The sequence below is a fragment of the Streptomyces sp. NPDC034670 genome (genome assembly GCF_055574875.1).
Map to the genome: position 1 here is coordinate 32,832 of NZ_JBVITR010000019.1, position 24,435 is coordinate 57,266.

18 protein-coding genes and 1 tRNA gene are annotated in these 24,435 nt (G+C 75.1%); 11 read left to right on the top strand and 8 right to left on the bottom strand.

What is annotated here, in order from left to right; translation table 11 throughout:
• Nucleotides 1-225 precede the first annotated feature (225 nt).
• Nucleotides 226-1,524 carry a class I SAM-dependent methyltransferase gene (locus tag ACZ56B_RS15580; protein WP_468790083.1) on the top strand — a complete coding sequence of 433 codons (1,299 nt, stop codon included), beginning with the start codon at nt 226-228 and terminating at the stop codon, nt 1,522-1,524.
• A gap of 111 nt (nt 1,525-1,635) precedes the next feature.
• Here the strand turns inward: ACZ56B_RS15580 and ACZ56B_RS15585 are convergent, their stop codons facing one another.
• Nucleotides 1,636-4,164, bottom strand: coding sequence for an ABC transporter permease (locus ACZ56B_RS15585; protein WP_468790085.1), 2,529 nt, complete (start codon nt 4,162-4,164; stop codon nt 1,636-1,638).
• A 73-nt stretch (nt 4,165-4,237) separates the two neighbouring features.
• Entirely contained in the window at nt 4,238-5,008 is a 771-nt protein-coding gene (locus ACZ56B_RS15590; protein ID WP_468790087.1) for an ABC transporter ATP-binding protein, read from the bottom strand.
• Between the two features lie 463 nt (nt 5,009-5,471).
• Between ACZ56B_RS15590 and ACZ56B_RS15595 the strand changes: the two genes are divergently transcribed.
• The 3 genes from ACZ56B_RS15595 to ACZ56B_RS15605 all read left to right on the top strand — a co-directional run bounded on the left by ACZ56B_RS15595 (nt 5,472) and on the right by ACZ56B_RS15605 (nt 7,721).
• Nucleotides 5,472-5,558, top strand: a tRNA-Leu gene (locus ACZ56B_RS15595).
• A gap of 728 nt (nt 5,559-6,286) precedes the next feature.
• Nucleotides 6,287-7,198: a Bax inhibitor-1/YccA family protein gene (locus ACZ56B_RS15600; protein ID WP_468790089.1), complete on the top strand. Its 912-nt coding sequence runs from the start codon at nt 6,287-6,289 to the stop codon at nt 7,196-7,198.
• Nucleotides 7,199-7,409: 211 nt separating this feature from the next.
• Nucleotides 7,410-7,721 carry a hypothetical protein gene (locus ACZ56B_RS15605; protein WP_468790091.1) on the top strand — a complete coding sequence of 104 codons (312 nt, stop codon included), beginning with the start codon at nt 7,410-7,412 and terminating at the stop codon, nt 7,719-7,721.
• A 66-nt stretch (nt 7,722-7,787) separates the two neighbouring features.
• Here the strand turns inward: ACZ56B_RS15605 and ACZ56B_RS15610 are convergent, their stop codons facing one another.
• The 3 genes from ACZ56B_RS15610 to ACZ56B_RS15620 form a co-directional block, all read right to left on the bottom strand.
• Nucleotides 7,788-8,567, bottom strand: a complete 780-nt coding sequence (locus ACZ56B_RS15610) for a hypothetical protein (RefSeq protein ID WP_468790093.1) — start codon at nt 8,565-8,567, stop codon at nt 7,788-7,790.
• Between the two features lie 281 nt (nt 8,568-8,848).
• A complete protein-coding gene (locus ACZ56B_RS15615; RefSeq protein WP_468790095.1) occupies nt 8,849-10,069 on the bottom strand; it encodes an acetyl-CoA C-acetyltransferase in 1,221 nt (406 codons plus the stop codon).
• Between the two features lie 218 nt (nt 10,070-10,287).
• Nucleotides 10,288-11,313 carry an SGNH/GDSL hydrolase family protein gene (locus tag ACZ56B_RS15620; RefSeq protein WP_468790097.1) on the bottom strand — a complete coding sequence of 342 codons (1,026 nt, stop codon included), beginning with the start codon at nt 11,311-11,313 and terminating at the stop codon, nt 10,288-10,290.
• A gap of 163 nt (nt 11,314-11,476) precedes the next feature.
• On the opposite strand from ACZ56B_RS15620, the gene ACZ56B_RS15625 reads away from it, so the two are divergent.
• Nucleotides 11,477-12,865, top strand: coding sequence for a cystathionine beta-synthase (locus tag ACZ56B_RS15625; RefSeq protein ID WP_468790099.1), 1,389 nt, complete (start codon nt 11,477-11,479; stop codon nt 12,863-12,865).
• 439 nt (nt 12,866-13,304) lie between these two features.
• Here ACZ56B_RS15625 and ACZ56B_RS15630 read toward each other — a convergent pair whose 3' ends face one another.
• Nucleotides 13,305-13,730: a hypothetical protein gene (locus ACZ56B_RS15630; RefSeq protein WP_468790193.1), complete on the bottom strand. Its 426-nt coding sequence runs from the start codon at nt 13,728-13,730 to the stop codon at nt 13,305-13,307.
• Between the two features lie 187 nt (nt 13,731-13,917).
• On the opposite strand from ACZ56B_RS15630, the gene ACZ56B_RS15635 reads away from it, so the two are divergent.
• Entirely contained in the window at nt 13,918-14,760 is an 843-nt protein-coding gene (locus ACZ56B_RS15635) for a MurR/RpiR family transcriptional regulator (protein WP_468790101.1), read from the top strand.
• Nucleotides 14,761-14,914: 154 nt separating this feature from the next.
• Nucleotides 14,915-15,499: a hypothetical protein gene (locus ACZ56B_RS15640; RefSeq protein WP_468790103.1), complete on the top strand. Its 585-nt coding sequence runs from the start codon at nt 14,915-14,917 to the stop codon at nt 15,497-15,499.
• Between the two features lie 81 nt (nt 15,500-15,580).
• On the opposite strand, the gene ACZ56B_RS15645 is transcribed toward ACZ56B_RS15640, so the two are convergent.
• On the bottom strand, nt 15,581-17,095 hold the full coding sequence (locus ACZ56B_RS15645; protein ID WP_468790105.1) for a type III PLP-dependent enzyme domain-containing protein: 1,515 nt from the start codon (nt 17,093-17,095) through the stop codon (nt 15,581-15,583).
• A 149-nt stretch (nt 17,096-17,244) separates the two neighbouring features.
• Between ACZ56B_RS15645 and hutU the strand changes: the two genes are divergently transcribed.
• Genes hutU through hutI form a run of 4 tightly spaced genes read left to right on the top strand, consistent with a single transcriptional unit; the run spans nt 17,245 to nt 22,701 of the window.
• Nucleotides 17,245-18,909, top strand: a complete 1,665-nt coding sequence (hutU, locus tag ACZ56B_RS15650) for a urocanate hydratase (RefSeq protein WP_468790107.1) — start codon at nt 17,245-17,247, stop codon at nt 18,907-18,909.
• Nucleotides 18,906-20,123, top strand: coding sequence for an allantoate amidohydrolase (locus tag ACZ56B_RS15655; protein ID WP_468790109.1), 1,218 nt, complete (start codon nt 18,906-18,908; stop codon nt 20,121-20,123). Before hutU ends, ACZ56B_RS15655 begins: the two co-directional genes overlap by 4 nt.
• On the top strand, nt 20,114-21,508 hold the full coding sequence (locus tag ACZ56B_RS15660) for a formimidoylglutamate deiminase (protein WP_468790111.1): 1,395 nt from the start codon (nt 20,114-20,116) through the stop codon (nt 21,506-21,508). The genes ACZ56B_RS15655 and ACZ56B_RS15660 overlap by 10 nt, the downstream gene beginning before the upstream one ends.
• 20 nt (nt 21,509-21,528) lie before the next feature.
• Nucleotides 21,529-22,701: an imidazolonepropionase gene (gene hutI / locus ACZ56B_RS15665; RefSeq protein ID WP_468790113.1), complete on the top strand. Its 1,173-nt coding sequence runs from the start codon at nt 21,529-21,531 to the stop codon at nt 22,699-22,701.
• Nucleotides 22,702-22,710: 9 nt separating this feature from the next.
• Here the strand turns inward: hutI and ACZ56B_RS15670 are convergent, their stop codons facing one another.
• Complete coding sequence (locus ACZ56B_RS15670) at nt 22,711-24,267, bottom strand: ricin-type beta-trefoil lectin domain protein (protein ID WP_468790115.1); 1,557 nt, start codon at nt 24,265-24,267, stop codon at nt 22,711-22,713.
• Nucleotides 24,268-24,435 lie beyond the last annotated feature (168 nt).

The following is a 24,435-nucleotide window of genomic DNA, read 5'->3' on the forward strand; positions in this document are numbered from 1 at the left end:
CCCCGCTGTGGTGTGCTTTTCTCGGTGGCTTTCGTTCTTGCCCCCTTCCCCCCCCCCCCCCCCCCCCCCCCCCCCCCCCCCCCCCCCCCCCCGCCGGGGGAGTGAACCCCGGCCCCCGCGGCGGCGTTTTGCCCAGTCGTGACGCGTGCCGAGGACTGCCGACCGCCCCGCGGGTGTTTACGTGGTGACGACATTCCGGGATTCCTCGTCACGGAGGTGTGCACCATGTCGGACGCCGCGCCGCGGCTGAAGGGCCTCTTCGAACAGCTGCTGGACGCCCCCCTCCCCGTGCGCGTCCGCGCCTGGGACGGATCGCAGGCCGGCCCCCCGGGCGCGCCGGTCCTGATCGTGCGCAACCGGCGCGCCCTGCGCCACCTGCTGTGGAAGCCGGGCGAACTCGGCCTCGCCCGCGCCTGGGTGGCCGGCGACCTCGCCGTCGACGGCGACCTGTACACCGCCCTCGACCTGCTCTCCGGCCTCGTCTGGGAGCGCGGCGACGACGCCCGCACCCTCGCCCAGAGCCTGCGCGACCCCCGGTTCCGCTCCGCCGTCCGGGGGCTCTTCGTGCTCGCCGGCCCGCCGCTGCCGCCCGCCCCGCCCCCCGAGGAGGCCCGCCGCCCCCGCCGCGGGCTGCACACCCGGCACAGCGACCGGCGCGCCATCAGCCACCACTACGACGTCGGCAACGACTTCTACGAACTCGTCCTCGGCCCGTCCATGGTGTACTCCTGCGCCTACTGGTCGGCCCCGCCCCCGCGGGGCACCCTCGAACAGGCCCAGCACGACAAGCTCGAACTGGTCAGCCGGAAGCTCGCCCTGAAGCCCGGTCAGCGCCTGCTGGACGTCGGCTGCGGCTGGGGCTCCATGGCCGTCCACGCCGCCCGCGACCACGGGGTGGACGTCGTCGGCATCACCCTCTCCCAGGAGCAGGCCGCCCACGCCCGCAAGCGCGTCGCCGAGGAGGGCCTGACCGACCGCGTCGAGATCCGCGTACAGGACTACCGGGACGTCGCGGACGGGCCGTACGACGCCGTCTCCTCCATCGGCATGGCCGAGCACGTCGGCTCCGAGCGCTACCTGGAGTACGCCACCGCCCTGCACCGCCTCCTCAGGCCCGGCGGACGGCTGCTGAACCACCAGATCGGCCGGCGCCCGCAGCGGGACGAGTCGGCGTACGACCTGGACCCGTTCATCGACGCCTACGTCTTCCCCGACGGGGAGCTCGCCCCCCTGGGCACCACGGTGTCCCTGCTGGAGCGCTCCGGGTTCGAGGTGCGCGACGTGGAGTCGCTCCGCGAGCACTACGCGCTCACCCTGCGCCGCTGGGTGGCGAACCTGGAGGCCGGCTGGGACCGCGCGGTGGGCCTCGCCGGTGCCGGCCGGGCCCGCGTCTGGCTGCTGTACATGGCCGCCTGCGCGCTGGCCTTCGAACGCGGCGGCATCGGCGTCAACCAGGTCCTGGCCGTGAAGATCCCCGAGTCCGGCGCCTCCGGCCTCCCCCTGCGCACCCGCACCTGGAACTGACGGCGCACCACCCGCGCGGCCCACGGCCCCGCCGCACGCCGACGGGCCCCGTTCCGTCCACCGGAACGGGGCCCGTACCGTCCCCGGGCGCGCGCGTGCGCCGCCGCGCCGCTACTCCGCCTTGATCGCCTGCAGCATGTTCAGCCGGGCCGCCCGCCGGGCCGGCCACAGCGCGGCCAGGACGCCCACCAGCGCGGCCAGCAGCAGGAAGACCGCCATCCGGCCCCACGGCAGGACCAGTTCGTACGTCTCCATCCTGGTCCCCAGCAGCTCACCGGCGGCCCAGCCGAAGAACACGCCCAGGCCGATGCCGAGCACCCCGCCGAACAGGGAGATCACCAGGGACTCCAGGCGGACCATCCGCTTCACGCCCCGGCGGTCCAGACCGATCGCGCGCAGCATGCCGATCTCCTGCGAACGCTCGAACACCGACATGGCCAGGGTGTTGACGACACCGAGGACCGCGACGACCACCGCCATCGCCAGCAGGCCGTAGACCATGTTCAGGATCAGGGTGAACATCTGCGCGATCTCGTTGGAGAGGTCCTTCTTGTCCTGGACCTTGATCGCCGGGTTGGTGCCGAGTGCCTTCTCCAGCCGGTCCTGGACCGCGTCGGAGGCGCCGCCGGAGGTCTTCACCATGACCAGCATGTCGGCCGGCTCCGGGTTGTGCGGGGCGAGGGTCGCGAGGTCGATCAGGATGCCGCGGAACATCTCGTTGGACTCGTAGACCCCGGCGACCGTCAGCTCCTGCTTCTGCCCGTCCTCGTAGGCGACGGTGAAGTCCGAGCCGGCCTTCCAGCCGTACGAGGTCGCGGTGTCCCGGTCCACGACGACCCGGGTGCCGCCGATCTCGAAGGCGCCGTCCTCGACCTCCAGCTCGGTCAGCTCGCCGAACGTGCCGCCGTCGACGCCGGTCAGGAACTCGGTCTCGCCGTCGATGCGGGAGGGCGCGTTGCGCATCGGGCTGGTGGCGGTGACGTCGCCGGCCTCCTTCAGCTTCCGCTCGACGTCCGGCGAGAGCTGGTTGCCGTTCGCCATGGTGACCACGTAGTCGGCCTCGATCGCGGCGGCCGCCATCTTGTCGATGGACTTCTGCAGGCTGCCCGCCATCACGGTCATCCCGGTGATCAGGGTGAGGCCGATCATCAGCGCGGACGCGGTCGCCGCGGTGCGGCGCGGGTTGCGCACCGCGTTCTGCCGGGCCAGCTTGCCGGAGACCCCGAAGAGGCGCAGCACCGGGGCCGCCGCCGCGATCAGCGGGCGGGACAGCAGCGGGGTCAGGACGAACACGCCGATGATCAGCAGTACCGCGCCGAGGCCCATGGGGGCCTGGCCGTCGGAGCCGTCCATCCCCGTGGCCGCGAGGACCACCGCGACACCGGCCGCCGAGAACAGCGCGCCCAGCGTGTTGCGCAGCACCAGCGACTTGGTGGTCGCCCGGGCGTGCACGGCGCTCATCGCCGCCACCGGCGGGATCTTCGCGGCCCGCCGGCCGGGCAGCCACGCGGCGAGCATGGTGACCAGGATGCCGACGGCGAACGCGGTGGCGACGGTGCCGGGCGAGATCACCAGCGGCCCGTCGGGCACGGTCGCCTCCAGCGCCCCCATCAGCGAGCGCAGTCCGGCGCCGATGCCGATGCCGGCGACCAGTCCGGCCACGGCGGCGACCGCGCCGACCACGAACGCCTCGATCAGCACCGACCGCGTCACCTGCCGGCGGGAGGCGCCGACCGCCCGCATCAGCGCCAGCTCCCGGGTGCGCTGGGCGACCAGCATGGTGAAGGTGTTGGTGATGATGAAGGTGCCGACGAACAGCGCGATCCCGGCGAACACCAGCAGGCCCTGCTTCATGCCGCTCATCGAGGAGGCGATCATCCGCGCCTGGTCGTCGGCGAGCTGCTGCCCGGTGGTGGTCTCGACGGTGTCGGAGGGCAGCGCCTTCTCCAGCTGCGCCCGCAGCTCGGCCTCGCTGACGCCGTCCTTCGCCTCGACGGCGATCTCGTCGAAGGCGTCCGCCTTGCCGAACAGCTTCTGCGCGGTCGCCGTGTCGAACAGGGTGAGGCTGCCGCCGGCCGCGACGTTGCCGTCGTCCGTGGTGAAGACGCCCGTGACGACCGGCTCCAGGACGGGGCCGTCGACCGAGAGCCGCACGGTGTCGCCGACCTCGTAGCCGGCGCGCTCCGCGGTCTCGGAGTCGATGAGGATCTCGCCCTCGCCCTTGGGCGCGCGGCCCTCGACCAGCGGGTAGCGGGGGTCCTCGGCGCCCCAGTAGTTGCCGCCCTGCGACTGGAAGCCGCCGCCGACGAGCTTGCCGTCCTTGTCGGCCATGGCGGTGAAGCCGGTGACCACCCCGATGGCCCGCGCGGCGCCCGGCACCCGGGCGCTCTCCTCGACCAGGGCGGGGGTCAGCGCGTGGTACGCGCCGACCCGGTCGCCCTCGGCGTCCTTCCACCGGGGGGTGACGGCGACGTCGACGTGGTCGAAGCCCTTGGCGGACTGCTTCTGCAGGGCGTCGGAGAGGGTGTTGGTGAAGACCAGGGTTCCCGACACGAAGGCCACGCCGAGCATCACGGCGAGCACGGTCATCAGGAGCCGGGCCTTGTGCGCGAACACGTTGCGCAAGGCGGTACGGAGCATGGGTGTCTTCTCGAGTCCAGACGTGGGAGGGGGAACGGCCGCGGAGGGGGCCGTGGTGGGGGCCGGGGAGGGGTCAGCTGGTGCGGCCCTTGGCGTCGAACCGCTTCATCCGGTCGAGCACCGAGTCGGCCGTGGGGCCGTCCATCTCGTCCACGATCCGGCCGTCCGCCAGGAAGACCACCCGGTCCGCGTAGGCGGCGGCCACCGGGTCGTGGGTCACCATGACCACCGTCTGCCCCAGCTCGCGCACGGAGTTGCGCAGGAAGCCCAGCACCTCGGCGCCGGAGCGGGAGTCGAGGTTCCCGGTGGGCTCGTCGCCGAAGACGATGTCCGGGCGGGACGCCAGCGCCCGGGCCACCGCGACCCGCTGCTGCTGGCCGCCGGACAGCTGCGCGGGCCGGTGGCTCAGCCGGTCCGACAGCCCGACCATCCGGATCACGGTGTCCAGCCACTGCCGGTCCGGCCTGCGGCCCGCGATGTCCATCGGGAGGGTGATGTTCTCCAGCGCCGTCAGCGTCGGGAGCAGGTTGAACGCCTGGAAGATGAAGCCGATCTTGTCCCGGCGCAGCCTGGTCAGCTGCTTGTCCTTCAGCGGGCCCAGCTCCGTGTCGCCGATGCGCACGGAGCCGGAGGAGAAGGTGTCCAGGCCGGCCACGCAGTGCATCAGGGTGGACTTGCCGGAGCCGGAGGGGCCCATGATCGCGGTGAACTCGGCCTGCCGGAAGTCGACGGAGACCCGGTCCAGGGCGACCACCTGGGTCTCGCCCTGGCCGTAGATCTTCGACAGGTCCGTGGCGCGCGCGGCCACGGCGGTGGTCCGGTCGGCGGTGGGTGCGGTGGTCACGGGATGGGTGCTCCTGTCAGGACGGCGTGTGCTCGGAAGGGCTCCCGCGGGAGCTCCCGGAGGAACTCGCGGAGGAGTTCCCGGAGGCGCTCGCGGAGGAGTTCTCGGGGGACGTGCACCATCGTTCCGTCCGTTTGCCGCCGTGCAGTCAGCCGCTGCTCCGGTTCCGGGGGGAGACTTCGGGCGGACCGCCGGGGGGCGTGTCATACCTGGGGATGAGGGCGGACCCCGAGTGCCGCGGTGGCGGGAACGGGTGGAGTGCCCTTGTTCGGACGGTGAAATTCCGTCAATCCGCGTGCGCGGACGGTCACCGCACGCAAGGCTGTCGGTACGCGCTGACGGCGCGTTCCCGGTGCTGATGCTCCCTCAGGAGCCAATAAAATAAGACAAGATCGGTCCATCCCGCCGCCGCGCGGCGAGGGGCCCCGATAGGCTCGGAAGCTCGAAGCGGAGCCCATGGCCTGCCCGGATGGTGGAATGCAGACACGGCGAGCTTAAACCTCGCTGCCCCTGAGCGGGCGTGCCGGTTCAAGTCCGGCTCCGGGCACCACCACGCCTCCCGTCCCTGATCACCGACGACGTCCCGGCCGCGGCCCGGGCGCGCGTCGCTCTTCACGCGTGCACACGCCCGGCTGCCGGCCCGCCCTTCCGGACGACGGCACGGGCCGGCCGTCCCGCACGGGCGGCCGCGGACCGTCCCCTCCCCGCCCGTGACCGGCCCCGCGCAGGCCCCGACCGCCGCGCCCGCCCGCGGGACGACCGGGAGCCGACCGCCCCGCCGGTCACGGGGGCGCCCCGCTGCCCGGACGCCCGGAGCGGACCGGGAGCGGCGCGAGCCCCGAGCCGTCCCGGGGCGGGGCGGGGCGCCGCCGTGCTGTCGCCGTCCGGGCGCGGCGAGGCGGACCGGACCGAGCCGTGCGCGGGCGCCGGCGCGTCCCCGGGCAGGGGGCCTCCGCCCGGCCGGTGCGCGCCCCCCGCCCGGCCCGGCGCCGGACGTCCCGGGCCCTCGCGCGGTCGTCCGGTCGGGTGAGGGGCCGGCAGGACGTGCCGCCGGCCGGGCGGCCGGCCCCACCGGGCCGGACGGGTGGTCTCCGCCCGGTACCGGACGGGTACCGGACCGGTCATGGTTCGGTGCCCGCTGATGAGGGGAATCACGAAGCCGCGTAGCGTGTTGCGCAGCACCACGAGGGAAAGATCCTCCCCAAGCATTAGGGTCATTCCTTTGCCTACCCATTACTCTTGAGCCAAGGCCGCACTGTGCGGCCATGGAGGAGTGAAATGAGGAGCAGAAACCCGGTCTTCTCGCGACGGGGGTTCAGCCGCGACAACGGCTACGCGGGCTTCAACACCGCGCCGCAGGCCGGGGGCCCCGCTGTCGCCACCCAGGGCAACCCGTACGCGCAGCCGGCGGCGGGCAACCCCTACGCGCAGAACCCGTACGCGCAGAACCCGTACGCGCAGCAGGATCTGCAGCACGGCGCGCCGCCGCAGGCCCCGGCCACCACCGGCCGGATGACCATCGACGACGTCATCGTGCGCACGGCGAGCACGCTCGGCCTGCTCGTCCTGACCGCCGCGCTCTCCTGGGCGCTGCTGCCGGTCGACGACGCCAACATCGGCCGGTCCTACGGCATCGCCATCGGCGCCGCGCTGATCGGCATGGTCCTGGCGCTCGTCCAGTCCTTCAAGCGCAAGCCCTCGCCGGCGCTGATCCTGACGTACGCGGCGTTCGAGGGCGTCTTCCTCGGCGTCGTCTCCAACGTCGTCGACAACCGCATCGCCGACGGCGCGGCCATGCAGGCGGTGCTCGGCACCATGGCGGTCTTCGCCGGTGTGCTGGTGGCCTACAAGGCGGGCTGGATCCGCGTCAACCGCCGCTTCTACGGCTTCGTGATGGCGGCCGCGCTCGGCTTCATCCTGCTGATGGCCGTGAACCTGCTGTTCGCGGTGTTCGGCGGCGGTGACGGCCTCGGCTTCCGCAGCGGCCCGCTCGGCATCGTCTTCGGCGTCGTCGGCATCATCCTCGGCGCCTGCTTCCTCGCCCTGGACTTCAAGCAGGTCGAGGACGGCATCGCCTACGGTGCCCCGCGCGAGGAGGCCTGGTTCGCGGCCTTCGGCCTGACGCTGACGCTGGTCTGGCTCTACCTGGAGTTCCTGAGGCTCATCGCGATCCTCAACAGCAACGACTAGCCGGCCGCACGGCGGGCGCCGACACGCGCGAGGGCCCCGGGTTCGCCCGGGGCCCTTCGTCGTGCCCGGCGGGCGGAGCGAGCGCGCCCGGCGCCGCGACCGGAAGGTTCGCGCGCGGCCCCGCGCGGGTCGTGCGCGTGGACGATCGCCCCGGCGTGCCCGGGCGCGCGCGTGTTGGCGACAGTCCCGCCGGGCCGCGTACGCTCGCCGCGTGGTTGATACGACGCCCCTCACCCGTGCCGTGGATCATTTCGCCGACCGCCTGCGGGCCGCGCCGCAGAGCCGGCTGCAGCGGGGCGCGGCCGCCGAGGCGCTCGCCCTGGCCAGGGAGCTGGCGCGGTGGACGCAGCGCGTCGAGGAGCCGGGCACCGAGCCCCGCGAGATGCCCGACGCCGGGATGTTCGCCTCCGCCGACCAGATCACCGTCGCCGGCCACGACCTGGCCCTCGTCCTGACGTCCGAGGACGAGGTGGAGGAGGCGACGCGGCTGGTGGAGGAGGCACAGAAACGCGCCGGCGTCTGACGGCGTCCGGCACGTGAGCGGCCGGGCGGGGACGGGGCGGCGGGGGCCCGGGCCCCGGACGGGTCCCTAGAGGGACGCGATGACGCGGTCCGCCAGGATGTAGACGTTCCCCCCGCCGCAGGAGAAGGTCAGCGCGTACGCCCCCGAGACGCCCGAGCCGCCCAGCAGGAACGGGGTCTCGCCCGCCCGCAGGGCCGCGGCCAGGCGTTCGGCGGTCTCACGGTGGCCCGGGGTCATGCACAGCGTCGTCCCGTCGGCGAACACGTAGACGTCCAGCGTGCCCAGCGGACCGGGGCGGACGTCGGTCAGTTCCACCCGGGAGGCGGCCAGCTCCTCCAGCACGGCCACCGTGCGCTCGTGGTCGTCCACCACCGGCGACGGGTTCGGCACGAAGTCCGGGTGCGAGGGGTGGCGGCGGCGGGCCGCGGCCAGCTCCGGGGAGTCCCCGGGGTGCTCGTCGGTGTCGGCGGCCGGCTCGCCCACCGGCTCCAGGCCCGCGAAGTCGGACTGACGGGGCAGGAACAGCTCACTGTCGGGCAGGCCCAGCAGGGAGGAGGGCGCGTCGGACGCCTCCCGGGCCTCCTGCGCGGCCCAGAAGGCCCGCGCCTCGGCGAGTTCCCGCTCCCGCTCCTCGGCGAGCGCATCCGCCACGGCCGCGCGTATCTCGTCGGTGCCGGCGCGGGCGGAGGGAACGAGCCCGCGCGCCGCGGCGGCGCGGTGCTCGGTCAGCTCGGTGTGCAGGGCCGCGACCTGTCGGCGCAGCACCATGATGCTGCGCAGGACCGCGACGCCCACGGCGCCGGTGGCGGCCGTGGTGATCAGCAGGGCGATCGGCATGGCGCTCACTGACGTACTCCCGGTTCAAAGTCGACCCCCCGACTTCCTACATCAGCTTGAAGGGCGGACTAACCATCTGTCAGTGCGTAACGTCACCAAACGGACGGGGGTGTGGCGCCGGGCGCGGCGAGCGGACGTCCCTGACCTGCGGGGATCCCCCCGGCGGGGGAGATAGGTCACATCCTGGGGGAGATTGGATCACGGAACGGCCCGGACCCCCGGAACGACCGGGAGCCCGGGCCCACGCCTCACGGACCGTGCCGCGACGGCTACGGTGCGGCCGGGGGCGGTCAGCTCAGGCGCTCGATGACCATCGCCATGCCCTGGCCGCCGCCGACGCACATCGTCTCCAGGCCGAACTGCTTGTCGTGGAACTGGAGGGAGTTGATCAGCGTGGCGGTGATCCGGGCGCCGGTCATGCCGAAGGGGTGGCCGACGGCGATGGCGCCGCCGTTGACGTTCACCTTCTCCAGCGGGATGCCGAGGTCGCGGTAGGAGGGGATCACCTGGGCGGCGAACGCCTCGTTGATCTCGACCAGGTCGATGTCGTCGACGGTCAGGCCGGCGCGGGACAGCGCCTGCTTGCTCGCCTCGACCGGGCCGAGGCCCATGATCTCCGGGGAGAGGCCCGAGACGCCGGTGGACACGATCCGGGCCAGCGGGGTCAGGCCGAGCTCGCGGGCCTTGGTGTCGCTCATGATGACGAGCGCGGCGGCACCGTCGTTGAGCGGGCAGCAGTTGCCGGCGGTGACCAGGCCGTCGGGGCGGAAGACGGGCTTCAGGCCGGCCACGCCCTCCATGGTGACGCCGGGGCGGGGGCCGTCGTCCTTGCTGATCACGGTGGAGTCGGGGAGCGTCACCGGGGTGATCTCGCGCTCCCAGAAGCCGTTCTTGAGGGCCTCCTCGGCGAGGTTCTGCGAGCGGACGCCGAACTCGTCCATCTCCTGGCGGGTGACGCCCTTGAGGCGGGCCAGGTTCTCGGCGGTCTGGCCCATCGCGATGTACGGGTCGGGCAGCAGGCCGTCCTCGCGCGGGTCGTGCCAGGTGGAGCCCTCCGACTCGGCGACGGCGGCGGTGCGGGCCTCGGCCTCGGCGAACAGCGGGTTGCGCGTGTCCGGGAGGCTGTCGGAGTTGCCCTTGGCGTAGCGGGAGACCGTCTCGACGCCGGCCGAGACGAAGACGTCGCCCTCGCCCGCCTTGATGGCGTGCAGGGCCATCCGGGAGGTCTGCAGCGAGGACGAGCAGTAGCGGGTGACGGTGCAGCCCGGGAGGTGGTCCATGCCCATCTGCACGGCGACGATCCGGCCGAGGTTGTTGCCCTGCTCGCCGCCGGGCAGACCGCAGCCGAGCATCAGGTCGTCGATGTCCTTCGGGTCCAGCTCGGGGACCTTGGCGAGGGCGGCCCGGACGATCGTGGCGGTCAGGTCGTCCGGGCGCACGTCCTTCAGGGAGCCCTTGAAGGCGCGGCCGATGGGGGAGCGGGCGGCTGAGACGATCACGGCTTCGGGCATCACGGCTCCTGAGGGAGGGGGCGGCGCGCAGCGCCTCGTCGGGGGGTGGTGACCGGGCGACGGGGCGCACCGGGTCGGACAGGGCTGCTTGGGAAGTTACCCGTACGTATGCACGGGGTCACGGGTCCGTCGGTGTGAGATGGGCCGCAACTTTCTAAGCGCTTGCTTTCCCGTGCCGCCGGGCGGGCGGGACCACCCGGCGGCACGGCTCCCCGCGGCTACGACGGCTGCGTCGAGGGCTCCGGCTCCGGCACCGGCAGCCGGCGGCGCCTGCGGCGCTTGAGCAGGGCCCATGGGCCGCGCGGCCCCGCGGGCATCGCGGCGGTGACCTCCGTGCCGGCCTCCGACGCGGCCTCGGCCGCCGCCCGCGCGACCGGGAGGAAGCCCTCGCGGCGGGCGGCGTCGGGACGCTCCTCCTCGGCCGGCCACAGGCCGAGGGCGGCGCAGACGGTCGGCAGCACCGCCATCGCGGCCGTGGCGTACCCCTCCGCGGAGGGGTGGTAGTTGTCCGGGCCGAAGAGCTCGCGCGGGTTGGCGGCGAACTCCGGACCCAGCAGGTCGCCCAGCGACACCGTGCGCCCGCCCTGCTCGACCACGCCGATCGTCTGGGCCGCCGCCAGCTGGCGGGAGGCCCGGCGGGCCAGCCAGCGCAGCGGCTGCCGGACGGGCTCGATCGTGCCGAGGTCGGGGCAGGTGCCGACGACGACCTCCGCGCCGGCGGTGCGCAGCCGACGGACCGCCGAGGCCAGGTGGCGCACCGAGCGGGTGGGCGGCATGCGGTGGGTGACGTCGTTGGCGCCGATCATGATCACGCAGATGTCGGGCACCCGGGACGGGTCCGCGAGGGCCAGGGTCACCTGGCGGTCCAGGTCGTCGGAGCACGCCCCCGGCAGCGCGACCGTGCTCAGCCCCACGGGCCGTTCCGCGAGCGCGGCGACGCCCGACGCCAGCAGCGCGCCCGGCGTCTGCCCGGCCCGGTGCACGCCCTGGCCCGCGGCCGTGGAGTCGCCCAGCATCGTCAGCCGCAGCGCCGGCTCGCCGGGCACCGTGTAGGCGGCGCCGTACAGCCCGTCCGCGTTCGGTACGTGAGGAGCCACGCCGTTGCCCACCCGGCGCCGCGCCAGCTGGGCCTGGGCGACCAGCAGGCCCACGGTGGCCGCGCCGGCCAGCCCGATGCCCCCGCCGCCGTACGCCGCGCCGGCCGCGATCCGCCGGGCCGTCCTCGCCCTCGCCATGCTCGTCATGCCTCGCCGCCACCTCCTCGGAGCCGTACACCCAGTGCTTGCCCCGTACGGACCGTGCTCCAATCTCGACGGGCGGTGAACGACCCCGGCCGGGGCGGGGGCGGGAGGGCCTAGGCTGGCGTCAACGTCATCACCACATCCTTTGCGGTTTCCGGAGACAACGGTGCAATTCCACGACTCGATGATCAGCCTCGTCGGCAACACCCCGCTGGTGCGGCTCAACAGCGTGACCAAGGGCATCAGGGCGACCGTCCTGGCCAAGGTCGAGTACTTCAACCCCGGCGGTTCCGTGAAGGACCGCATCGCCCTGCGCATGATCGAGGCGGCGGAACGGAGCGGCGAGCTGAAACCGGGCGGCACCATCGTCGAGCCGACCAGCGGCAACACCGGTGTCGGGCTCGCCATCGTGGCCCAGCAGAAGGGCTACAAGTGCATCTTCGTGTGCCCCGACAAGGTCTCCACGGACAAGATCAACGTGCTGCGGGCCTACGGGGCCGAGGTCGTGGTCTGCCCGACCGCCGTGGCGCCCGAGCACCCCGACTCCTACTACAACGTCTCCGACCGGCTGGTCCGTGAGACGCCGGGCGCCTGGAAGCCGGACCAGTACTCCAACCCCCACAACCCCCTCTCCCACTACCACTCCACCGGCCCCGAGCTGTGGGAGCAGACGGAGGGGAGGATCACCCACTTCGTGGCGGGCGTCGGCACCGGCGGCACCATCTCCGGGACCGGGCGCTACCTGAAGGAGGCCAGCGAGGGCCGGGTGAAGGTCATCGGCGCCGACCCCGAGGGGTCGGTGTACTCGGGCGGCTCCGGGCGGCCGTACCTGGTGGAGGGCGTCGGCGAGGACTTCTGGCCGACCGCCTACGACCGCACCGTCGCGGACGAGATCGTCGCCGTGTCCGACAAGGACTCCTTCCAGATGACCCGGCGCCTGGCCAAGGAGGAGGGCCTGCTGGTCGGCGGCTCCTGCGGCATGGCGGTCGCGGCGGCCCTGAAGGTGGCCGAGCGGCTCGGCGAGGACGACGTCGTGGTGGTGCTGCTGCCGGACGGCGGGCGCGGCTACCTCAGCAAGATCTTCAACGACGAGTGGATGGCCGACTACGGCTTCCTGGAGGACGAGGGCCCCAGCGCCCGCGTCGCCGACGTGCTCGACCACAAGGAGGGCGGCTCCATCCCCTCCCTCGTCCACATGCACCCCGAGGAGACGGTCGGCCAGGCCATCGAGGTGCTGCGCGAGTACGGCGTCTCGCAGATGCCGGTCGTCAAGCCCGGCGCCGGTCACCCGGACGTGATGGCCGCCGAGGTCGTCGGCTCGGTGGTGGAGCGCGAACTGCTGGACGCGCTGTTCAGCAAGAGTGCCTCGCTCGACGACCCGCTGGAGAAGCACATGTCCGCGCCGCTGCCGCAGGTCGGCTCCGGCGAGCCCGTGGCCGACCTGATGGCCGTCCTGGGCGGGGCGGACGCGGCGATCGTCCTCGTCGAGGGCAAGCCGACCGGGGTGGTCAGCCGCCAGGACCTGCTGTCCTTCCTGGCCAAGGGCGGCAAGTGACCGCCGGGCCGGGCGCGGCCGCCGCGGTTCCCGCGGACTTCGCGGCCCCCGCGGACTTCGCGGAAGCGGTACGCGCGCGTCACGTCCGCGCAGCACGCGCTTAACACGCGTCCGGCACATTGGTGGGTGTCGGCGGAACGGCGGAGGCACCTCCCGGGCGCTCGTCCCGGGAAGACTCCCCGTCCCGGCCGGCGACCCAGCGGCGTCGAGGACCTCCGGAGCGGCTCCCGGACCTCCACGGACGCCCCGGACGCGCACCCCGGCCCCGGCCGGCCCGCGTCCCCCGCGGGGACCGCCGTCGTCCCGCCCCCCGGTGACGGGGGTGCGGCGGTCCCCGCGCACGAACCCCCTCGCGCCCACGCCGCTCCCGCGGGTGCGGCCGCCCGCCGCCGCGGTTCCCCGGTCACGGGGCGCGGCCGCCCTGGTGCGCGGGCGCGGTTCAGTCCCCCTCCCAGCCGTCGCCCCCTCCGGCCCCGCGGCGGCCGAACAGGCCCGGGTTGGTGCGGGCGGCCTGCACGACGTTGACGCCGACGATGCCCGCCCAGGCGACCAGCAGGCCGCGCAGGCCGGCCACGCCCCCGCCGATCGCGGACAGCGGCACCGCGAGGACCAGCGAGACGATCCCGAAGCCGAAGCGTTCGCCCCAGGTGTCCGTGGCCCCCGGCGACCGCGCGTCCCGGGCCACCGTCATCCGCTGCTCGGCGAGCTGCCGGCGGACCCGGCGCTCCACCGCGCCGTCGATGCGCTGGTCGACCTTCTCCAGGAACGAGTCGACCAGCGCGGACTCGTACTCCTCGCCCAGTTCCCTGCGGGTCCGCAAGGTGGCGTCGAGTTCCTTCTTCAGGTCGGCGTCCCGCGCGTCCATTCCGGTCATGCGGCCCACGGTAGGCGGGCGGGGCGCCGGGGGCACTGGGGTTAGCCCCCCTCCCGTTCCTCGGGTTCGCCCGGGGCCGGGACCGCCGGGACCGGTCGAGGTCGTGCGCGCCCGCGTGCGCCTGTATAACGGCATGCAGGGACGACGACGGGTGAATGGGTCGAGGGGGAGTCACGTCATGGGTGTCACCGACAGCCCTGCGGCGCGCCTGCAGGCGCTCTTCGAGGGGCACCGGCTGACGCCGACCCAGCGGCGCATCGCGCACAGCATGGTGCGGCGCGCCGCCGACGTGCCGTTCCTGTCCAGCGTGGAGCTGGCCGAGCTGGCCGGGGTCAGCCAGCCCTCGGTGACCCGGTTCGCCGTCGCCCTCGGCTTCGACGGCTACCCCGCCCTGCGCCGGCGCCTGCGCGAGGTCATGCCCCCCGAACCGGCCGTGCCGGCCGGAGCGCACAACGCGTACCAGCGGGCCGTCGAGGCCGAGATCGAGAACCTGCGGCAGCTCGCCCGGGCGCTGGCCGATCCCGAGCCCGTGCGACGGGCGGGCGGGATCCTCGCGGACAGCCGGCCGCTCCCCGTGCTCGGGCTGCGGGCGGCGGCGGCCCAGGCGCGCGGCTTCGCCTATTTCGCCGCCAAGGTCCACCCCGACGTGCGGCTGCTCGACGAGGGCGGCACGATGCTCCACGACCGCGTCGACGCCGCCGTCCGCGCGGGGGCGAGCGCCCTGCTGTGCTTCGCGCTGCCCCGGCACCCCCGGGAGACCGTCGACGCCCTCGCCCACGCCAAGGAGGCCGGGCTGACCGTCGTCACCGTCGCCGACTCCGCGTTCGCGCCGGTCGCCAAGGTGTCCGACCTGCTGCTGCTCGCCGCCGTCGGGACCGGCCTCGCCTTCGACACGGCGTGCGCGCCGATGCTGCTGGGACGGGTGCTGCTGGAGGCGGTGTGCGACGGCCTGCCCGAGGCCCAGGCGCGGCTCGAGGAGTTCGACGCGCGGGCGGCGGCGCGCGGGCTGTTCGTGGAGTGACGCGGCGGGGCGGGCGGTGCGGGTCCGCCGGGCCGGCCGCGCTTTCTCAGAATCGTCTCACCTTGCGTCACTACCGTGGGCCCGCGGTGTCCTTCGGCCGAGCGCCGGGCACCGTTCGGACGCTCCACTGACGACGTGAGACGGGAGGCTGGACGTGACACGCGGAGGACAGGGGCTGGCTCGGGTGGCCGTCGTCGTACGGGCCGGGGCCGCGCCGCTGTGGTGGCTGGGAGTGTGCGCGGCGGGCGTCGGGCTGCTGGTGCCCGGGCTGACCGGACGCCGGATCGGCGTCCTGGCCGGGGCCGCGGTGTTCCTCGTGGCGGCGGCCGTCGTCGGGTACGGGCGGCGGGGCCGGTACCGCGCCCTGGCCCGCGCGGCGGCCCGGGCGGGCCGGTACGACGTGCTCCAGGACCGCGCCGTGACCGTGCGCAACTGGCGCCGCGGGCACCGCTGGCGGCTGCTGCTCGCCTTCCTCGCCGCCCTGGGCAGCGCGCTCGCGGCGCCGGCCGTCGCCGGTCTGCTGCTCGCCGGGTGCGGCGCCGGCCTGTGGCTGAAGGCGGCCTGGGTCGGCCGCCTGGAGCAGGCCGAGGAGGTGCTGCTGTGGGTGCGCGTCGACTGGCTGGACGGGGGCGCGGGCCGTCCGGCCGGCAAGGCGGTCAAGGCCTACCGCACCACCGGCATCGCGGCGGGCGACGCGGCCCCGGGCGGCGCGCGGCGCCGGACCCCGGCCCTGGTCTGAGGCTCCCGGACCGCCGGCCACCCTGCGGAGCGGCTCCCGGGAGCGGGCCGCCGGCGGGGCGGGCGCCCCGCCGGCCGGTCCTCAGGAGGAAAGGCCCGACGTCAGCGCGTCGGCGTGGTCGCCGCCCGACTCGGCCACGATCTCCTCGACCGTCTGGGCGCGCCGGACGACCGCGAAGGAGACCCCGCCCGACCCGTCCGGGACGAAGCCGTACACGCCCGGGCGGGGGAGCGAGTTGTACGCGTAGTGGTGGGCGAAGTAGTACGCGCCCGTGTCCAGCACCGCCGCGTGGTCCCCCTGCTCCAGCAGCGGCAGGGCCTGCTCCCGGGCGAGCAGGTCGCCCGCGAAGCAGGCCGGCCCCGCCACGTCCTGCACGACCGCGGGCCCCTCCTTGGGGCGCCCCTCGGCGTCGTAGGCGGCGATCCGCAGCGGCCACGCCCCCGGCGCGTACACGGTCCGCGCCGCCACCTGCACGCCCGCGTGCGTCACCGCGACCGGCCGCCCGCCCGCGCTCTTGGCGTACTCCACGCGCGCGACCATCGTGCCGTGCCTGGCCAGCAGCGACCGGCCGAACTCGGTGACCAGCCCGTACCGCCCGTCGAACAGCCCCGGCACCGTCTCGCTCAGCAGCCGCGCGTACCGCGCGTACGTCGGGCCGGCCGCGTCGGAGGCGAAGTCGACCGGCAGTCCGCCGCCGATGTCGAGGGTGTCGATCCGCTGCCGTCCGGCGCGCCGGTTGACCTCCTCCGCCAGCGCGTACGCCTCGGCCACCCCGCGCGCCATCAGGGACAGCGCGATGCCCTGGGAGCCGGTGTGGACGTGCAGCCGGGTCAGCCACGGCCGGTCCAGGTACGCCCGCACGACCCACTCCCGCGCCCCCTCGTCGCGCAGCGCCACCCCGAACTTCGAGGTCGCCGTGGCCGTGGACAGCGCCTCGATGGAACCGCCGCCGATCTGCGGGTTGACCCGGATGCCGACGGGCGAGCGGGTCCCGGCCGACCGCATCAGGGCGTCCAGGCGCGCCAGCTCCTGCGGGTTGTCCGCGTTGACGGCGACGCCCAGCGCCAGCGCCCGGCGCAGCTCGTCCGGTGTCTTGGCGGGCGAGTCGAGGACCATCCGCTCCGGCTCCACGCCCGCGGCCCGCGCCAGCGCCAGCTCGCCCGGGCTCGCCACCTCCGCGCCGATGCCCTCCTCGCGCAGCAGCCGCAGCACCGGCACCAGCGGGGAGGCCTTCACGGCGAAGGCGTGCAGCACGGGCGTGCCGGGCGGCGTCACCGCCTCGAACGCCGCCCGCAGCTCGGCCGCCGACGCGCGGATGCCGGTGACGTCGAGCAGGGCCACCAGGGGGCTCTCGGGACCGAGCAGCCCCTGCTCCACGGCGGCCCGCACCGCCCGGTCCCGCCGTGCCGCCCGTTCCGCGCCCCGCGGGTCCCTCCCGCCCGTCGGGCCGTCGCCGTGCACGGCCGTCTCCCCCGTCCCGCCGGTGTTCTCCGTGACCGGGCTGACCGGGCCGGCGGAGTCGGCCGAGGTGACCGAGTCGGCCGGGGTGTCCGAGATGTTCGAGGTGTTCGAGGTGTTCGAGGTGTTCGCGCCCATGCGTCCAGCCAAGCATCCGCGGGACGCCCGCGCCGACACCCCCGGTATTGACTAGCCCTATTCAGAGGGCAAGGATGTGAATATCTGCAGTAACCGTGGGGCCGCCCGGTCCACGGCACGAGCCGGGAGCACGCACCAGGAGGCAGACCATGTCCGGACCCCGCACCGTCCGAGCCGCGCGCGGCACACGGCCGAGCGCCCGGGGATGGCCGCAGGAGGCCGCCCTGCGGATGCTGCAGAACAACCTCGACCCGGAGGTCGCCGAGCACCCCGAGCGGCTCGTCGTCTACGGCGGCACCGGCAAGGCGGCCCGCGACTGGCGCTCCTTCGACGCCATGGTCCGCACGCTGCGGACCCTGGAGCAGGACGAGACGATGCTGGTCCAGTCCGGCCGCCCGGTCGGCGTCCTGCGGACCCACGAGTGGGCCCCGCGCGTCCTCATCGCCAACTCGAACCTCGTCGGCGACTGGGCCACCTGGGAGGAGTTCCGCCGCCTGGAGGCCCTCGGCCTGACCATGTACGGGCAGATGACCGCCGGCTCCTGGATCTACATCGGCACCCAGGGCATCCTCCAGGGCACCTACGAGACCTTCGCCGCCGTCGCCGCGAAGCGGTTCGGCGGCACCCTCGCCGGCACCCTCACCCTGACCGCCGGGCTCGGCGGCATGGGCGGCGCCCAGCCCCTCGCCGTCACCATGAACGGCGGCGTCGCGCTCTGCGTCGACTGCGACCCGCGCGCCCTCGACCGCCGGATCGAGCACCGCTACCTCGACGTGCGGGCCGACTCCCTCGACCACGCCCTGCGCCTCGCCGTCGAGGCCCGCGACGCCCGCCGCCCGCTGTCGGTCGGCGTCCTCGGCAACGCCGCCGAGGTCGTCCCGCGGCTGCTCGCCCTGGGCGCCCCCGTGGACGTCGTCACCGACCAGACCTCCGCCCACGACCCGCTGGCGTACCTGCCCGTCGGGACGGCCTTCGAGGAGATGGCCGAGGCCGCCGCGAAGGACCCGGCCGGCTTCACCGCCCGCGCCCGCGAGTCCATGGCCCGGCACGTCGAGGCGATGGTCGGCTTCCAGGACGCCGGCGCCGAGGTCTTCGACTACGGCAACTCGATCCGCGGCGAGGCGCGGCTCGCCGGGTACGGCCGCGCCTTCGACTTCCCCGGCTTCGTCCCCGCCTACATCCGCCCGCTGTTCTGCGAGGGCAAGGGGCCCTTCCGCTGGGCCGCCCTGTCCGGCGACCCCGCCGACATCGCGAGGACCGACCGCGCGGTCCTCGACCTCTTCCCGGAGAACGAGTCCCTGGCCCGCTGGATCCGCCTGGCCGGGGAGCGCGTCCGCTTCCAGGGCCTGCCCGCCCGCATCTGCTGGCTCGGCTACGGCGAGCGGGACAAGGCGGGCGAGCGCTTCAACGACATGGTCGCGAGCGGGGAGCTGTCCGCACCGGTCGTCATCGGACGCGACCACCTCGACTGCGGCTCCGTCGCCTCCCCCTACCGGGAGACCGAGGCGATGCTCGACGGCTCCGACGCGATCGCCGACTGGCCGCTGCTGAACGCCATGGTGAACGTGGCCTCCGGGGCGTCCTGGGTCTCCGTCCACCACGGCGGCGGGGTCGGCATGGGCCGCTCCCTGCACGCCGGGCAGGTGACCGTGGCCGACGGCACCGCGCTGGCCGGCGAGAAGATCCGCCGGGTGCTGACCAACGACCCCGGCATGGGCGTCATCCGGCACGTGGACGCCGGGTACGGCCTCGCGGAGTCGGTGGCCGCCGAGCGCGGCGTGCGGGTGCCGATGCACGAGGGTGAGCGGGCGTGACCTTCCACCGCATGTGGACGGAGCTGCTGCCGGTCGGCCGCAGCTCCGCCTCCGGCGGCTACCGCCGCTTCGCCTGGACACCGGCCGACGCCGACTGCCGGGCCTGGTTCGCGCAGCAGGCCGCCGCGCGCGGGCTGCGGCTCGAGACGGACCGCAACGGCAACCAGTGGGCCTGGCTGGGGGACCCGGCCGACGGGGACGCCGTCGTCACCGGGTCGCACCTGGACTCCGTGCCGGACGGCGGCGCCTTCGACGGCCCCCTCGGGGTGGTCTCCGCCTTCGCCGCCCTCGACGAACTGCGCGGCCGGGGAGCGCGGTTCGCCAAGCCCCTCGGCATCGTCAACTTCGGCGACGAGGAGGGCGCCCGCTTCGGGCTCGCCTGCGTCGGCTCCCGGCTCACCGCCGGGCTGCTCACCCGCGAGCAGGCGCACCGGCTCACCGACGACGACGGGATCACCCTGCCCCGGGCGATGGAGGCCGCCGGGTACGACCCCGACGCCCTCGGCCCCGACCCCGAACGGCTCGCCCGGATCGGCGCCTTCGTCGAACTGCACATCGAGCAGGGCCGCGCCCTCGACCTGTCCGGCGACCGGGTCGGCGTCGCCCGCGCCATCTGGCCGCACGGCCGCTGGCGCTTCGACTTCACCGGCGAGGCCAACCACGCCGGCACCACCCGCCTCGCCGACCGCCGCGACCCCATGCTCCCGTACGCCGAGACCGTGCTCGCCGCCCGCCGGGAGGCCGAACTCGCCGGCGCCGTCGCCACCTTCGGGAAGACCGCCGTCGAGCCGAACGGCGTCAACGCCGTCCCCTCCCTGGTGCGCGGCTGGCTCGACTCCCGCGCCGCCGACCGGGCGAGCCTGGACCGGGTGGTCGCCGGGGTGGAGGAGGCGGCCCGCGCGCACGCCGACGCCCACGGGGTCGGCCTGGACGTGGTCCGGGAGTCGTTCACCCCGGTCGTCGAGTTCGACCGCGACCTGCGCGGCGAACTCGCCCGCATCCTGGGCCGGGACGCCGGCCTGAAGGTGCCCGTCCTGGGCACCGGCGCCGGACACGACGCCGGGATCCTCTCCGGACGCGTCCCGACCGCCATGCTGTTCGTGCGCAACCCCACCGGCGTCTCGCACTCCCCGGCCGAGTCCGCCACCGAGGACGACTGCGCGGCCGGGGTGACCGCGCTCGCCGACGTACTGGAAGGACTGGCGTGCACGTGACGCGGGACGGCACCACACGGACGTACTGGCTGGAGCACGCCTGGACCGGCACCTCCCCCCGGGCTCCCGGCTCCGCCCGGGCGGGGGGGACCCCCGTCGAGCCGGGCGTCGCCGTGGACGTCCGGGACGGCCGCGTCGCCGCCGTCCGCCCGGACACCCCCGCCCCGCCGCCCGGCGCCGAGATCCTGCGCGGACTGACCCTGCCCGGGCTGGCGAACGCCCACAGCCACGCCTTCCACCGCGCCCTGCGCTCCACCGTCCAGGTGGGCTCCGGCACCTTCTGGACCTGGCGCGAGGTCATGTACGCCACGGCCGGCCGGCTCACGCCGGACACCTACCACGCCCTCGCCCGGGCCGTGTACGCCGAGATGGCGCTGGCGGGCGTCACGACGGTCGGTGAGTTCCACTACGTCCACCACGCCCCCGGCGGCACGCCCTACGCGGACCCCAACGCCATGGGGGAGGCGCTCGTCGCGGCGGCCGCCGAGGCCGGGATCCGGATCACCCTCCTCGACACCGCCTACCTCTCCTCCGGCTTCGGCCGGCCGCCCACCGCCCACCAGCTCCGTTTCTCCGACGGCGACGCGGACGCCTGGGCCGAACGCTGCTCACTGCTCGAGGAACGGGAGCACGCGCGGATCGGGGCGGCGATCCACTCCGTCCGGGCCGTACCGGCGGAGCAGCTGGCGACCGTGGCGCGGTGGGCCGGGGAACGGCGGGCCCCGCTCCACGTGCACCTGTCCGAGCAGACCGCCGAGAACGACGCCTGCCGCGCGGCACACGGATGCACCCCGACCCAGCTCCTGGCCGCGCACGGGGTCCTCGGACCGCGCACCACCGGCGTCCACAACACCCACCTCACCGCCGGGGACGTCTCGCTCATCGGCGGCAGCGGCACCGGCACCTGCATGTGCCCGACGACCGAACGGGACCTCGCCGACGGCATCGGCCCCGCCGCGGCCCTGCAGGACGCGGGCTCCCCGCTCTCCCTCGGCTCCGACAGCCACGCCGTGATCGACCTGTTCGAGGAGGCGCGCGCGATGGAGCTGAACGAGCGGCTGCGCACCCGCACCCGGGGCCACTGGACGGCCGCCGCCCTGCTGCGGGCCGCCTCCGCCGACGGTCACGCCGCCCTCGGCTGGGACGGCACCGGCAGCATCGAGCCCGGGGCGCGCGCCGACCTCGTCACGATCGCCCTCGACTCGGTCAGGACGGCGGGGCCGCCGCCCCGGCTCGGCGCCGAGACGGCCGTGTTCGCGGCGACGGCGGCGGACGTCCGCCACACGATCGTGGGAGGCCGGCACGTCGTGCGCGACGGGGCGCACACGCTCGTCCCCGACGTGCCCGGAGCCCTCGCGCAGGCAGTCGAGGCACTGCGCGCCTGACGACCCCCCGTGAGGACACCATGAGCAGCACCGTCATCAGCAACATCGCCACGCTGGTCACCAACGACCCCTCCCCGGGCGGCCGTTCCCCCCTCGGCCCGGTCCGGGACGCGGCCGTCGTCATCGAGGGCGACCGCGTCGTGTGGACCGGTGCGTCGAGCGGCGCACCCGCCGCCGACGACCGGGTCGACGCCGGGGGCCGGACGGTGCTCCCGGGCTTCGTCGACTCCCACTCCCACCTGGTCTTCGCCGGCGACCGCACCGAGGAGTTCAACGCCCGCATGTCCGGCCGCCCCTACGGCGCGGGCGGCATCCGCACCACCGTCGCCGCCACCCGGGCCGCCACCGACGCGGAGCTGGAGGAGAACCTCACCCGCCTGTTCGCCGAGGCGCTCCGCCAGGGCACCACGACCCTGGAGACCAAGTCCGGCTACGGCCTGACCACCGAGGACGAGGTCCGCGCCCTGCGGCTGGCCGCCCGCCACACCGACGAGGTCACCTACCTCGGCGCCCACGTCGTCGCCCCCGAGTACGCCGAGGACCCGGCCGGCTACGTGGACCTCGTCACCGGCGCGATGCTCGACGCCTGCGCCCCGCACGCCCGCTGGATCGACGTCTTCTGCGAACAGGGTGCCTTCGACGGCGACCAGGCCCGCGCGATCCTGACCGCGGGCCGGGCGAAGGGCCTGCACCCGCGCGTCCACGCCAACCAGCTCTCCCACGGCCCCGGCGTCCGGCTCGCCGTGGAGCTCGACGCGGCCAGCGCCGACCACTGCACCCACCTCACCGACGCCGACGTGGACGCGCTGGCGAGCGGCGCGACCGTCGCCACGCTGCTCCCCGGCGCCGAGTTCTCCACCCGGGCCGCGTGGCCCGACGCGCGCCGGCTGCTCGACGCGGGGGTCACCGTCGCGCTGTCCACGGACTGCAATCCGGGGTCGTCCTTCACCTCCTCGATGCCGTTCTGCATCGCCCTGGCCGTCCGGGACATGGGCATGACGCCGGACGAGGCCGTCTGGTCGGCCACCGCGGGCGGCGCGGCGGCCCTGCGCCGCACCGACGTCGGCCGCCTCGTCCCCGGAGCCCGCGCCGACCTGGTCCTCCTCGACGCCCCGAGCCACGTCCACCTGGCCTACCGCCCCGGCGTCCCGCTGGTCGCGGGAGTCTGGCGGGGCGGCGTCCGCGTGGTCTGAGCCGGAGTCTCAGGCCGCCCCCGCCCGCCACCGCTGGTCCGCCCGCCCCGTCTCCCCGGCGAGGGCGAGCGCGTCGCCGCCGGCCGGCGTCACGGCGTGGTCCGGCGCGATGGCCGGGCGGATCACCCCGCGGGAGTCGACGGCGAACCGCAGGTTCTGCCCGTTGCGCCCGTCCACCGAGTCGCACTCCCAGATGCCGAGGCCCCGGTCCACCGCGCCGCGGCTGTCCAGGCAGTAGTCCGGGTCGGCGGACGACCGCAGCACGCCCAGCGCGGCGTCGAACCGCCACCGCTGGGCGGGTGAGGAGGTGCAGCGGGCGGTGACCACGTCCGTCCGTTTCTCCAGGGGGCCGTCGATGCTCAGGCACAGGCCCGAGGCGAGGTTCACCACCTGCGCGGAGGTGCCGCCCGGCGGCCGAGGGGGCGGCGCGGCGCGGGTGGGGGACGGGTGGGCGGTGCGCGACGGGCCGGGCTCCTCGGCCGCCGGGGACGAGGGGGGAGGGGACTGTCGTGTCGGGGACGCGGTGGGCACCGGGGACGGCGTGGCCGTCACCGTCACCGGCGGGGGGACGGACGGGGACGCGGGCGGCCGCTCGGCCCGTCCGGACGGTGCGTCCGCCGGGGACAGCAGGAGGAACAGCAGCGGCACCACGGCCACGCCGAGCGCCGCCGAGGCCAGCGCCAGGCGCCGCGACCGGAGCCGGGGCCGGGCAGCGGTCGCGGAGCGGGCGGCCGGCCCGGCCGCGACCGGATCCGGGGCGGCGGCGTAGGCCGCGCCCGCCCAGGGCAGCAGGCCCTCGGCGAGTGCGGTGCGCGGGTCGTCCCACAGCGCGCGCTGTTCCTCGTACGCCGCGGTGCAGTGCGCGCAGCGCGCCCGGTGCGTGTGCAGGTCGGCGCTCTCCCGGGGGCTGCCGGGCCGTACGGCCTCCTCGATGAGCCGGCGGAAGTCGCCGCACCGCGGGTCGTCCGAGGCGGCCAGCCGGGACCGCAGGCAGGCCCGGCCCAGCGCCCGCAGCGCGGAGTCCGCGCCGTGGACCACGTCCTCGCGGGTGAGGCCGAGGAACGCCGCCGTCCGCTGCGCGGGCTCCTGTTCCACGGTCCCGTACCAGAGGATCCCCTGGGCCCGGTACGGCAGCGTCCGGAAGGCGGCGAGCAGGGGCGGGACCGGGCCGCCGGGCCCGGCGGAGCTGAGGACGAGGTGCAGCGCGGGATCGAGCCCGCCGGCCCGTCCGTCCGCGGCCCAGGACGCGGCGGCCCGGACGGTCAGCATCAGCAGGTGGTGGCGCAGGGGACCGCCGGGGTCGGTGCCGCGCGCGGTCTGGCGGGCGGCGAGCGTGAGGGCCTGCGCGGCGAGCTGACGCGCCGTGGACTCGCCGGTGGCACACCTGCGCGCATAGGCGAGCACCGAGGGGCCGTGCCGGGCGCGGAGTTCCCGCAGGGCCGCGTACGCGGCCGAGGTGTCGGCGCGCAGCGCCTCCGTCAGCCGGAGGTCGGACGCCCCGGCGTACATGTCTGACGGGTCGTCACCGGCCGTGTCGCCACCGGCGATCTCCTCACCCCGAGCCATCCACCACCTCCTGGCGCCCCGGGCGCGGTGCGGCGCCCGGTCCGGCTTCCCGACCCACCGGTCGGTTCGGCGTGCCCATGGTGGAGGAGGAAAGCGTCCGGGGAAAGGGGTGACCGCGGGTAACGAAACGCGTCCCGCACCCGGCCGGCACCCGGCGCCCGGAAGGGC

Bases quoted from the DNA above. Each gene is read 5' to 3' on its own strand.
- ACZ56B_RS15580 (WP_468790083.1), top strand. From the start codon at position 226: ATGTCGGACGCCGCGCCGCGGCTGAAGGGCCTCTTCGAACAGCTGCTG.
- ACZ56B_RS15585 (WP_468790085.1), bottom strand. From the start codon at position 4,164: ATGCTCCGTACCGCCTTGCGCAACGTGTTCGCGCACAAGGCCCGGCTC.
- ACZ56B_RS15600 (WP_468790089.1), top strand. From the start codon at position 6,287: ATGAGGAGCAGAAACCCGGTCTTCTCGCGACGGGGGTTCAGCCGCGAC.
- ACZ56B_RS15615 (WP_468790095.1), bottom strand. From the start codon at position 10,069: ATGCCCGAAGCCGTGATCGTCTCAGCCGCCCGCTCCCCCATCGGCCGC.
- ACZ56B_RS15620 (WP_468790097.1), bottom strand. From the start codon at position 11,313: ATGACGAGCATGGCGAGGGCGAGGACGGCCCGGCGGATCGCGGCCGGC.
- ACZ56B_RS15630 (WP_468790193.1), bottom strand. From the start codon at position 13,730: ATGGACGCGCGGGACGCCGACCTGAAGAAGGAACTCGACGCCACCTTG.
- ACZ56B_RS15635 (WP_468790101.1), top strand. From the start codon at position 13,918: ATGGGTGTCACCGACAGCCCTGCGGCGCGCCTGCAGGCGCTCTTCGAG.
- ACZ56B_RS15645 (WP_468790105.1), bottom strand. From the start codon at position 17,095: ATGGGCGCGAACACCTCGAACACCTCGAACACCTCGAACATCTCGGAC.
- hutU (WP_468790107.1), top strand. From the start codon at position 17,245: ATGTCCGGACCCCGCACCGTCCGAGCCGCGCGCGGCACACGGCCGAGC.
- hutI (WP_468790113.1), top strand. From the start codon at position 21,529: ATGAGCAGCACCGTCATCAGCAACATCGCCACGCTGGTCACCAACGAC.
- ACZ56B_RS15670 (WP_468790115.1), bottom strand. From the start codon at position 24,267: ATGGCTCGGGGTGAGGAGATCGCCGGTGGCGACACGGCCGGTGACGAC.